Here is an 11,543-nt window from a genome sequence, read left to right on the forward strand (position 1 = left end):
TGCCTCAGCGACCGCCAAAGCCCGTGGCCATCACGGCGAAGGTCGCAAAGATGATCGCGGCGTCAAGGCGCAGCGACCGGCGGCGCACGTAGAAGCTGTCCAGCCGCGCCTTGCGGCGGATCGCCTTCTCGTCATCAGCATAGCCCGCCCTCACCTGTGCAAGGCCGGTGATCCCAGGCAGCACGGCAAAGCGGTTGGCGTAATGGGGAATGGTCCGGATATGCACCACGGCATGATCCCAGGCATCCGGGCGCGGGCCGATCACCGCCATGTCGCCCCGCAGCACGTTGATCAGGTTCGGCAATTCATCAAGCCGCGATTTCCGCAGCACCGCTCCCAGCCGCGTGATGCGGTGGCTGTCCAGCGGATCGTCGACATGGCGCAGCGGACGATCCGACATCCGCATGGTGCGGAACTTCCACACCATGAAGGACCGGCAATCCTTGCCCATCCGCTTTTGCCGGAAGAACAACGGTCCGGGGTTGAGGGCCGGGTTCAGCACCAGCAGAACTACTGCAACCATCACGACCACCGGCGCCGCCGTGACGGCGATTGCGATGTCCATCATGCGGGCCAGAACTCGGCCCCGGCTGGCGGAATGGGACTTACCAGATTTTGTGTAGATATGCGGAGGGGCAACAACATCCGCCCCGACTACATCAAATGTATCTTCCAATTTCACTTTTGGCCTCTGAATGCAGTGGCAGCTGTTCAGCCGGAACCCAGATGTCCTGAATATACACAAAGGTTAACGGCGCCAGAGCAAAAAGGATGGGCGCTCCCGGAAAAACGGAGAAAATAAGGCATCCCTTCGGCGATTTGTGGCCGAGGCGGCAAGAAAGCGGCACCTTGACCCCGATCTGTTCCAAAGTCTGAACAATCTGTCTTTATCACTTTGCCTAAAATGGCGGTGATCCGGGCCGGTGCCCATGCGGTTCCGCATGGGCACTCGCCTTCCGGTCGAGGTGATTCTCTGTCAGGTGGCAACCGGCCGATCAGGGCGTGGTGGTGGTGCCCGTCGCGGGCGCGGGTGCCGGCGTGGCGGCGGGGGCGGGCGCAGGCGCGTCCAGTTCCGCCAACAGGGCCTCGGCCCGTGCCACGAAGGGCTGCGCCGATCCCTGACCAAGGGCCACGGCCCGTTCCAGCGCGGCCCGCGCCTCGTCCCTGCGGTCCAGCGCAGCCAGTACCGCCCCCAAGTGATATTGCACCGATCCATCCTCGCTCAGCCCGGCCGCCGCCGCCTCGAGGAAGGGCAGCGCCTCGGCGGAATTGCCCGTCCGGTGCAGGGTCCAGCCATGGGTGTCCTGGAAGGCAGGCACTTCCGACGCGCGCAGGCGGCGCGCGATCCGCGCGGCGCGGTCCAGTGTCTCTGGGTCGTCCGACAGCGTTGCCAGCAGGCTGGCAAGGTTGTTGGCGATGATGGGGTTGCCGCTGTCGCGTGCATAGAGCGCCTCGTAAATGGCAACGGCCCCGGCGATGTCGCCCTCCTCCTGCAGACGGGATGCTTCCACCCAGCGCAGGTCCACCGCATCAGGGCGTGCGGTCAGCCCGGCGGCCAGCACCGTCTTCGCCTCTTCCGTCTGCCCTTCGGTGCTCAGGATGCCATAAAGGATGCGCACCGCCCGCTCATCGCCCGCATTCGCGGCAATCAGGGCGCGGTAGATGCCAATGGCCTCTTCCGTCCGGCCGTCTTCCTGCGCCAGTTCCGCTTGCCTGTGCCGAAGGGCGGGAAATTCGGGCATCTCTGTCACCGCCTGAGACAGCAGCGCCACCGCCTCTGCCCGCCGCTCGGCCCGGATCAGCGCCTCGGTCTTCAGCAACGTCCAGGTCGCCCGTCCGCCCGCGCTGTCCTCCTCCGCCGCGCGCGCCAGACGCGCGTCGATGATGGCCAGGGCCTCGTCGAACCGATCCTGCGCCTGCAGGACGGTGCTTTCGAACTGGTCCGCCGCCGAAAGCCCCTCTTCCGTAGGAGAGCCGCGCAGCACGCCAAGGATTTCCGCGGCAAGCTGCCAATCCTGCGCGGCCAAAGCCATCGAGGACAGCATCTCGATCAGCCCCGGATCGCCAAGGTTGCGCTGCCATGCGTCATAGACCACGGCCTGCGCCACTTCGGCCCGCCCCAGATCCTGCAACAGCCGCGCATAGTCGCGCGCCAGAGCGGGCTGGCCGGGTGCCGCCTCCACCGCCCGCGCCATCGTCTCGGTCGCGAGGTCGGTATTACCGTCGCGCAGATAGGCGGTGGCCAGCGCCGACAGCACCCGCGCATCGGTGGGTGCCTGATTGAGCGCCGCGCGCAGATCGACGATCGCCTGACCCGGCCGGTCCTGCGCGATGAACCGCGCCGCCCGCAGCATCAGCGCCTCCTGATGCGAGGCATCTTCCTTCAGGATATCCGCCACCAGCGCATCAACCTGCTCCACCGCGCCCTCGCGGTTCAGCAGATTGGCATAAAGAGCCTTGATGCTGCGCGTCTGATCCGAGGACGTTGCCTTCGCCACGATATCGGCCAGTTCCGCCAGCGCCGCCGCCCGATCCGCCGTCTCGAAGGTGATCGATGCCCGCAGCGCCCGGTAAAGATCCGCCTTTGGGTCTTCTGCATTCGCGGTGATCAGCCCGTCCAACTCTGCCAGTGCCGCCTCCGGCCCCGCCGTCACGCGCAGGAATTCCACCAATTCCACCTGCGGCTGCGTCTCGCCGGTCGGAGCCCCCGCCCGCTGCCGAAGGAAGGCCTCGGCCTCGGCCGTCTCGCCGCGCGTCAGATGCCATTGCAGCCGTGCCGCGGGCAGCACCTCGTCCTGCGGGAACAGCGCCATCATCCGGTCCATCTGCGCCACCACGGCGGGGCCGTCCTCGGCCTCGATCAAAAGGCGCAGACGGGCGTTCTGCAGCGCGTAATCCTGCGGGGCCAGCGCCAGCGACCGCTCGATCAGGGCCGCAGCCTCCGACGAATTGCCGGCCGAACTCTTGCGGTCGATCACGATGCGCAGCAGCGCCAGATCGTCCGGCTCCATCGCCAGAAGCGTCTCGGCCCGCCGCGCGATGGAGGCGGTCTGCACGTCGTTCCCCGCCTGCACCGCAGCCTGATAATCCCGCACCAGCCCGAAGGCCACAACGCGCGGATCGTCGGCCTTGATCCGTTCCGCCGCCGCGACGGTCTGCGCCAGTTCCGCCCAAAGGCTTTGCGAAAGCTGGATGCGCGCCACGGCAAGCCGGGCCTCCAGATCACCGGGAAGCTGCTCTACCAAAGCGAGGTAATTGGCATAGGCCCCCGACAGGTCGCCCGACTCCTCCATCGTCTGCGACAGAAGACGCCGCCCCTCCACATGTTCGGGGTTGAAGGACAGGACGTTGCGCAACTCCACCAGCGCGCGCGCGTCATCCCCTTCGGCCAGAAGCTGCTGGGCGCTTTCGAAATGCGCCTCCGCCTTCTCCTCGGACGACTGGCACCCCGCAAGCAGGGCCGCGCAGAGCATGACGGCGGCAAGCCGGGGCAGGACGGGCGAAACGGACATGACAACTCCCCTGTCGGCAAGGGATCGGCCCGCATCCGCGGCGTATCCCCGCGGCGGGGCCACTCCCCGACGCCTGAAAAAAGAACGTTCGCAATGGCTTTCGTCGGTGGTTGTCCGCCATCCGCATGCCGCCACTGTCAAAAACAGTTGGATGCCGGGTGGACGATGACCCGTCAACTAGTATTAATGCAAACGGAGAGAGCAGCGAGTCCCGAAACGGCAGGCAGCCGCACGAACTGCCCGGCGGGACCAAGGTGGATGAACGGTAGATGTATGTTTCGGACCCAAACCCCTTTCAAAGGCGTGACGCCATGACCGCCGCCCCGGTCGGCGCCAAGGGCAGGAGGGCAGGATGGTAACCGACGACACCCCGGCCCCCTTCGAGCTCGGCTTCTTCCTGTCGCGCCTGCGCCGTTGGTTCGTGCTGTCTGTCGCGGTCTTTCTGCTGGTCGCGGGCAGCATCCTTGCCGTGGCCATGCTTTTGCCCACCCTCTACCGGGCCGAGGCGCTGCTTGTCGTGGAATCCGAACAGATCCCCGACAGCCTCGCCCAGTCCACCGTTCAGACCAATGCCGACGAACAGCTTCAGATCATCGAAAAGCGCGTGCTGTCGCGCGACATGCTGGTCAACCTCGCCACCCGCCTGAACCTCTACGAAGGCGAGGGGCGCGAGGGCGGGGCCCCCACATCGGCGGGCGAGATCGTCGACGACCTGCGCAGCCGGATCACCGTCAGCCCCTCCAATCAGCGGGCCCGCAGCGGCAACAGTACCGACGCCCTCCTCGTCAGCGTGATGTTCGATTCTCCCAATCCTGACATGGCCGCAGCCGTCACGAATGAACTTGTCACCCTGATTCTGGAAGAAGACGCCGCGACCCGCCTGCAGATCGCCCGCCAGACTCAGGCCTTCTTCGCGCAAGAGACGACGCGCCTCGAAAAGGAACTTTCGGACCGCTCGCAAGTCATCCAGCGCTTCAAGGAAGAGAATATCGACGCCCTTCCCGACAGCCTCGTGTTCCGCCGCGAAGACCTTGCCGCCATCGAACTGCGCCTTGGCGAATTGAACCGCACCCGCCGCGCCCTCGTTGATCAGATCGATCGCATCGACCGTCTGATCAACGGTCAGGCCAGCACCTTCCAAAGCGACGAACCCGCCGCCGAGGGCGCCGAGGCACCCTCCACCTCCGGCGCGATGACAACCCGCGACGTCCGCCGCAGCGACCTCGTCAGCGAACTCTCCTATCTCGACGAGGAACGCGATCAACTCATCGCTCGCGCCGAAACCCTCCGCGCCACCATCGCCGAGACGCCCCGCGTCGGCATCCGGCTTGAGGCTCTGGAACGCGATTACGAGAATGTGCGCAGCCAGTACGACCTTGCCGTGGGCAACCTCGCCAAGGCCGAGGTCGGAGAACTGATCGAAAGCCTCGCCAAGGGCCGCCGCATCACCGTCATAGAACAGGCCGTCCGCCCCGACCGGCCGTACAGCCCCAACCGCCTGCTGATCGGGCTTGCGGGCATCGTCGCGGGCCTTGCCGCGGCGGGCGGCCTCGTCTTCGCGCTTGAGATGTTGCGAAGCGTGATCCGCCGCCCCGAGGATATCCTCGCCATCACCGGCGACTCCATGATGGTCGTGTCGCTGCCGAATGTCCGCACCCGCGGCGAACTGGCGCGCAACTGGGCCATCATGGGCCTGTCGACGGTTATGCTGTTTGTCCTGCTGGCGCTGCTCTGGCAGGGCCGTGATACGCTGCAGCAACTTCTGCCCACGCTACTGGGCGCGCTGCCCGACCCGATCGGAGTCGCCATGGCCGGAGGCAACTGAGATGGCTTTCGAACGCATGCAGTCCGCCCTTGCCCGCGCCCGCGCCATGCGTGAAGGGCCGGGCTTCCGCGTCGATCCCGAGGCGGCGGCCGAGGCGGAGACGGTCGATGACGACCGTCCCTTCGAAAGCGATACCGACAAGTGGGACGAATTCCCCGTCGCCGACCTGCACCCCCGCCTGCTCGCCCAATCCCGCGTGGTGACGGCAGGCAGCGGTGACGAAGCCCCTGCCTTCGATGTGCTCCGCACCAAGGTGTTTCAGGAAATGCGCGCCCATGGCTGGAAGCGCATCGCCATCACCTCGCCCGACAAGGGCTGCGGGAAAAGCACCGTCGCGATGAACCTTGCCTTCGGCCTCTCACGCCAGAAGGAGATCCGCACCCTGCTGGCCGAGGTGGACCTGCGCCGCCCCTCGCTGGCGCGCGCCCTGAACCTGCCGCCGCGCGCCGGCATGGCCGCGATGCTCTCGCGCGAGGTGCGCCCCGTGCAGGCGATCCTGCGCGTGCGCGACAACCTCGCTGTCGTCGCCAACCGTTCGCGCAGCCCGCTCTCTGCCGAACTCCTGCACAGCCCCGTCGCAGCCGAGGTCCTGCGCGAGATCGAGGTGCGCTATCGCCCCGATTTCATGGTGTTCGACCTACCGCCGGTGATGTCGGGCGACGATGCGCTTGCCTTTCTTGGAAATGTCGACTGCGCGCTGCTCGTGGCCTCCGCCGAACGCACCACCACCGCGCAACTGGAGACCTGCCTGCGCGACATCAAGGCCCGCACAGCCCTTGCGGGCGTCGTGCTGAACCGCTGCCGCGGGGGCAGCGCGGGCTACTGACCGGCATCTGACGCAAAAAGAAAAGGGGCGCCGAGGCGCCCCAGTTTTGCGATGGGTTCCGTCCCTCATGCCGCCGCGAAATTGCGACGGTGGGAGAGCCCGAAAACCCCGAGTAATGCCGTAACAAGCAACACGATACCGCCCGGCAGGGGCACAACGCTGGGCACCGCCGTCACGGTGATGCCCGAACGCACAAAAGCAGTCTCAACCCCCGCAGGCACCACGAAATCGTCGAAGACGACACGCAGCGGGCTGCCCTCCGGGATGCTGACCGGCGACCAGACCAGCGACCCGCCCGCCGGCGTGCCGGAGGGAGAGAGAGACCAGCCCCGCATCACGCCCATCGCCTCGAAGAATAGGTTCCCCCCGCCCACGGCCAGCGTCAGGAAGGCCGTTACAGGAATGTCCTCCGCCGCATCGCCTACGGGCTGCGTCAGGGCCGTCCACTCGAAGGCCTCGAAACCGACGGACTCTCCCTCTTCCAGAGTGTCGGAGAGGCCGAATGTCCCGACCATTCCCGCACCGTTCATGTTGCAGGTGCCATCGCTGCATTCGGCGATGGAAAAGGCCCCCACATTGGTCACGGAAAAGCTCACCGTCGCAGCCTGAGCCGCGCCTGCCAGCAGGCCGGTCGCCAGTATGCCCGCAAAAAGTGAACCAGAACCGAATATCAAAACGCTCTCCAAAGGGCGGCCCAGACACGCATGTTCCGCCACTATGCAACCATCGTTAGGACGTATTAATGACACATTCGCTTGCAGAAAAACAACATTTTGATGGCGCAGGATGATTTCCGCCTGTCTGGCGGGAATTTGCACCGGTTTCCCGGATTTCGCCCTTACATCTGCCCATTTTCACGTGCCGAATTGGTGTGGGGCGGGGGCAGTGTGCTGCATTTCGGAAGGCTAACCAGAAATTGATTCGGGAAGGTAATTTCTACTAAGAGTAGAATTTTGTCCGATCCCACCAAGACAAAAGGCGCCCCAAGGGGCGCCCTCGCCATACCTCCCGGCAGTCTCAGGCCGTCACCGTCCGCCGCCTGCGCGACAGGCCAACGAGACCCAGCAGACCCGTCAACAGCAGGATCACGCCGCCTGGCAGCGGCACGACACTGGTGGCTTGGCTGATAGTAAGTGTCGATTCAAGATTGCCCTGATTGGTGCGGAACAGTTCCGCATTGAACACCACGTCCAAGGGGCTGCCGAGGGGTGTTGTCGGTTGCATGATCCACGACAACGCCCCGGTAAGATAGCCACCACTGGAGTCAACGGTCCAGTTCGACATCAGACCCTGTGCCGAATAGCTGAAGAGCGACGTGCCAACCTGCAGGACAATGCTCGCGATGAAGGTGAACTCGTCCGGTGTGCTATCCCCCCTGTCGTTTCCCTGCCCGCCCCCGGGTTGATTGGGATTGGCGAGGGGGTTGAACCGGATCGCAACGACGATGTCTTCCTCACCTTCGTTGATCACTTCCGTATTGTTGCTTTGGTTCAGGCCAGTGACATTCGCATTCAGGAACTCGTCGCTGTTGCCCGTCACTGTCACCGTTACGTCACCGGTGATGTAATTTACGGGCGCGGCAGCCACCCCGGATGCGAGACACGAGGCAAGAAGGGCGGCAAGTGCCGCGGACTTTGCTTTCTGGAACATTCCTTATTCTCCCCCAAGGCAGCCAAAGGCCGCGCGGCAGATCGCGGTCATCTTTCAGACACATTTACGCCTTAAATGCCAGTATGCGAACAGCTTGATGTGTTGGGGCTGCGGATTGTCCCGAAATTCCCGAAGTGATCGCTGCGGATGTTGCAGGGTGCGCACGCAAGGGTTGTTTGGCCTTTTTCCGTCTCCCCGCACGGTTAGGGATTGGGATCACCCGCCCTGCGGCTCGTACAGACCTGATTCGCACGCATGTGCCGAAAAGAAAACGCCCCCGAAATCGGGGGCGCTGTCGTCGATCCGATTATCGCCTGATCTCAGGCCACGGCCTTGCGGCGGCGTGACAGGCCCACAAGGCCAAGCAACCCCGTCAGCAGCAGCACGACACCCGCCGGCAGCGGCACCACACTCGGCACGGCGCTGATCGTCAGAGTGCTGAAGCGCACCCCGAACGGCCCGACCTCAAGAGCGTCATTGAACACCACCGAAAGCGGGCTACCCTGCGGAATCACAGGCTGCTGCGTCCAGGACAGCGTTCCGGACCGGAACCCACCCAAGGCCCCCACGGTCCAGTCCGTCATCAGGCCCCGCGCTGCGAAATTGTAGACTGTCCCGCCGACATCCAGCGCGATGCTGGCCAGAACAGTGAAGCTATCCCCGGTAAGGTCCCCCGTGGGCACGCCCGGAAAGGCAATAGCGTTCAGGTCCAAGGGGGACCCGTCATCGACCGTGCGGATGATGCCGGATTGGGGCAGCCCCAGCACGAGGACATTGCAGAACCCGTCGCAGGACCCGGACAGGCTGGCCGTTACGTTCCCGGCCTGAAAGTTCACCGGAGCGGCCTGAACAGCCCCCGCCATGAACAGGGCGGCCGCAGCACCCAGAATGATGGATTTCACTCTATCGAACATTTCAAACGCTCCTGACTGCCGATGCAGCGGCGGACAATCTTCCGCCATAAGTAAGGCCGATTAACGCCATATTTCCCCGAAAACCAACCTCAAATTGTGGTCTGCCATCGAAAACACACAAGATGAGCGCCGATCGCGCAGAGAGGGCACGCATAGATTGCGCCGCATTTCCCGACTTCAGCGCCAGATTAGCGTCCTGTCGCCGGGGTGGCAGTATGCGGCAAGGAAAGCGTGTGCTGCCCGGCACAAAAGCAAACGCCCCCGAATCCGGGGGCGCTGCACAACCTGAGTTGACGCTGGGGTCAGGCGAGGGCCTTGCGCCGCCGCGACAGACCCACAAGTCCCAGCAGACCGGTCAGCAGCAGCAGCAAGCCCGCCGGCAGCGGCACCGCGCTGATCGTCACGATGCTGCGCCAACGCTGGCTGCCCGCAACCGTCTCGAACAGCGTGGATTCGAAGATCACGCGGAACGGCCCGGCCATCGCCGGCTGCGCCACCCAGCTCAGAACCGCACCGGGAAGAAGCTCACCGTCGTCATTCACCGCCCAGTTGGCAAGACTGCCATCCGCAAAGAAGTTGAAGAACGATCCTGCCGCGCTGCCGTTGAACGCGCTCGTCAAGGTCAGCTGGATACCGCCCCGCAAACCAATCGTTTCTGCAGCGCTCCCTGCGCCAGGCTGGCCAGGTTCGAAATCTTCGTCGACTTCGGGCAGATAGCGGAAGAACACCACCGACTCCGACTGGCCGATCTCAAGGTTCCGGATCACGCCGTTCACCGGACCGGCCGAGGTCGAAACGTTGCACATCAGTTCGTTACATACACTGCCGGTTCCGCCAGCAGAGAGGCTGCCGTTGGAGATTGTGAATGAAACCGGTGCCGCCTGCACCGCCGAGGTCATCGCCACCGCCGCCACGGCGCCGAGGACGATGGATTTGATCTTGTCGAACATAGAACGAACTCCAATGACTTGCCGACCGCCGCGCGGACCTTGACCATTCTTAAGGTCTATTAATGCCACATTTCGTCGGGGTAAAATACATCCTTCTGGCTGGATGCCGCTTTTCCGCCAGATTTGGCGTGCCGCGTGACCTTCCTGCTGCAATCCTCGGTGCCCCGGCCATGCCATTGCGGGCAATTTGCTCACCACAGGTTGTATCCACCCCATGTCCCCCCACGATCCGCGCCGATCATGCCCCCGTGTTCCGGGTTGATTCGCCGCTACCGCCCTGCCCGGATCGCCGCTAGATGCCCCGCGAAGCCCGGATCGCGCATCAGCGTGCGGCAACGGTCGAACCGGCCCGTCGCATAGGCCATGAAGTCATCCGCCGGGTTCCCGTTCGCATGCTGGATCAACCCCCACAGCGTCCACAGCAGATCGCACATCGCCTTGTAGATCACCATCCGCCCCCGATCCGCCGGATGGGCAGGCCCGCCGAAATAGGCCGTCAGCAATTCCTCATCCTGCGCCGCGTCGAACCCCGCCTCCACCGACAGGTCGCCCAGATCCCACATCGGATCGTTCATCCCGGAATATTCCCAATCCACGATCCACATCCGCGCCCCGGTATCGAGGAAATTCTCGCAAAGCGGATCGCAATGGCAGGGCACCAGAGGCACCGGATGCACCGCCAGCGCCGCCCGCACGGCTTGCGCCTCGGCCACCGCGGCCTCGTACCCCTCGGGCAGGGCCATGGCCTTGGTCGCCAAGAGGGCGCTGTAATCGTCGATCATCGCGAAAATGTCGAAACGCGCGGGAAAGATCTGCCCGCTGTCATGCAACTGCCGGAAGGCCCGGGCCGCCCGCGCCGGGCTGCCAGCGCGCGACCGGAACAGGGCAGGGGTCATGGTCACGCAATCGGGGATGAACCGGGTGACCATCACCCCGCTGGCGGGGTCCACATGCACCACTTCCGGCGACACGCCCGCCGCCGCCGCCGCCCGCGCCGCCACCGCCTCGTTCGCCCGGTCGATATATTCCGCCGTCCCCTCGCCGGGGATGCGCAGGATATGCGCGCCCATGTGCCAGACCCGGTTGGTCAGCCCGCCCAGCCGCTCTGGCACCCCGGCAAACCCCGCCAGAGCGGGGATGCCACGCGCCACTTCCATCACCTCGTCACTCATGACCGTCCCTTGCCGTTGCCTCCGCCGCCAGTCTGGCCCAATCTGGCGCCGACGCAAAGCGGGGAGTGCGGGACAATGGCAGGTCGACATGACGGGCATCTGGGCGCGGTCTATGACGCCAAGGCCCCGGAAGAGGTGGCCGCCCTCTATGACGGCTGGGCCGAAACCTATGATGCCGAAATGGCGCGGGCCGGCTATCGGCATCCGGCCATCGGCCTTGCGCTCCTGTCCCGCCATCTGCCGCATGGCGCGGGGCCGATCCTCGATGCGGGCTGCGGCACCGGGCTTCTGGGCGACTGGCTGGCCATCATAGGCCTCTCCCCGGTCGAGGGGCTGGACCTGTCGCAAGGCATGCTTGCCGTGGCGCGGGCGAAGGGGGCCTATGCCGCGCTCCACAACCTTGCGCTCGGGCGCGACCTGCCCTTCGCGGACGGCCATTTCGCGGGCGTCATCTCCACCGGCGTCTTCACCACCGGCCATGTGGGCACCGAAGGCCTGCCCGAACTGATCCGCATCCTGCGCCCCGGCGGGACGCTCGTCCTCACCGTCAAGACCACGCTCTGGGACGGTTTCCACAGCTTCCTGACGGCCCGCACCGACCTCGCCACGCTGGAACAGACCGCCCCTTACGTCTCCATGCCGGGCGAGGCGGGCACCGTCCCCTCGCTGGCCGTGGCCCTGCGGAAACTCTGAC

The 11,543-nt window shown here is 65.0% G+C and carries 11 protein-coding genes; 3 read left to right on the forward strand and 8 right to left on the reverse strand.

All coding sequences use genetic code 11. The features are described from left to right. Positions 1-4: 4 nt before the first annotated feature. The 3 genes from TabM4_RS04300 to TabM4_RS04310 form a co-directional block, all read right to left on the reverse strand. Positions 5-568, reverse strand: coding sequence for a sugar transferase (locus tag TabM4_RS04300; RefSeq protein ID WP_434618922.1), 564 nt, complete (start codon positions 566-568; stop codon positions 5-7). A 91-nt stretch (positions 569-659) separates the two neighbouring features. Continuing rightward, positions 660-869, reverse strand: coding sequence for a hypothetical protein (locus TabM4_RS04305; protein WP_434618925.1), 210 nt, complete (start codon positions 867-869; stop codon positions 660-662). A gap of 126 nt (positions 870-995) precedes the next feature. Continuing rightward, a complete protein-coding gene (locus TabM4_RS04310) occupies positions 996-3,512 on the reverse strand; it encodes a tetratricopeptide repeat protein (RefSeq protein ID WP_434618928.1) in 2,517 nt (838 codons plus the stop codon). A 352-nt stretch (positions 3,513-3,864) separates the two neighbouring features. On the opposite strand from TabM4_RS04310, the gene TabM4_RS04315 reads away from it, so the two are divergent. After that, positions 3,865-5,337, forward strand: a complete 1,473-nt coding sequence (locus tag TabM4_RS04315) for a GumC family protein (RefSeq protein WP_434618931.1) — start codon at positions 3,865-3,867, stop codon at positions 5,335-5,337. A 1-nt stretch (position 5,338) separates the two neighbouring features. Further along, positions 5,339-6,163, forward strand: a complete 825-nt coding sequence (locus tag TabM4_RS04320) for a CpsD/CapB family tyrosine-protein kinase (RefSeq protein WP_434618934.1) — start codon at positions 5,339-5,341, stop codon at positions 6,161-6,163. Positions 6,164-6,228: 65 nt separating this feature from the next. Here TabM4_RS04320 and TabM4_RS04325 read toward each other — a convergent pair whose 3' ends face one another. The 5 genes from TabM4_RS04325 to TabM4_RS04345 all read right to left on the reverse strand — a co-directional run bounded on the left by TabM4_RS04325 (position 6,229) and on the right by TabM4_RS04345 (position 10,849). After that, a complete protein-coding gene (locus tag TabM4_RS04325; RefSeq protein WP_434618937.1) occupies positions 6,229-6,759 on the reverse strand; it encodes a hypothetical protein in 531 nt (176 codons plus the stop codon). 421 nt (positions 6,760-7,180) lie between these two features. Beyond that, positions 7,181-7,813 (reverse strand): hypothetical protein, encoded by a 633-nt coding sequence (locus TabM4_RS04330; RefSeq protein WP_434618940.1) that lies wholly within the window; start codon positions 7,811-7,813, stop codon positions 7,181-7,183. Positions 7,814-8,133: 320 nt separating this feature from the next. Then, positions 8,134-8,727 (reverse strand): VPLPA-CTERM sorting domain-containing protein, encoded by a 594-nt coding sequence (locus TabM4_RS04335; protein WP_434618942.1) that lies wholly within the window; start codon positions 8,725-8,727, stop codon positions 8,134-8,136. A gap of 302 nt (positions 8,728-9,029) precedes the next feature. Further along, positions 9,030-9,677 (reverse strand): VPLPA-CTERM sorting domain-containing protein, encoded by a 648-nt coding sequence (locus TabM4_RS04340; protein WP_434618945.1) that lies wholly within the window; start codon positions 9,675-9,677, stop codon positions 9,030-9,032. Between the two features lie 269 nt (positions 9,678-9,946). Then, positions 9,947-10,849 carry a phosphotransferase gene (locus TabM4_RS04345; RefSeq protein WP_434618948.1) on the reverse strand — a complete coding sequence of 301 codons (903 nt, stop codon included), beginning with the start codon at positions 10,847-10,849 and terminating at the stop codon, positions 9,947-9,949. A 75-nt stretch (positions 10,850-10,924) separates the two neighbouring features. On the opposite strand from TabM4_RS04345, the gene TabM4_RS04350 reads away from it, so the two are divergent. Then, positions 10,925-11,542, forward strand: coding sequence for a class I SAM-dependent DNA methyltransferase (locus TabM4_RS04350; protein WP_434618951.1), 618 nt, complete (start codon positions 10,925-10,927; stop codon positions 11,540-11,542). The last annotated feature ends 1 nt before the right edge of the window (position 11,543 follow it).

It is taken from the genome of Tabrizicola sp. M-4 (assembly GCF_051132405.1).
GTDB lineage: Bacteria > Pseudomonadota > Alphaproteobacteria > Rhodobacterales > Rhodobacteraceae > Paragemmobacter.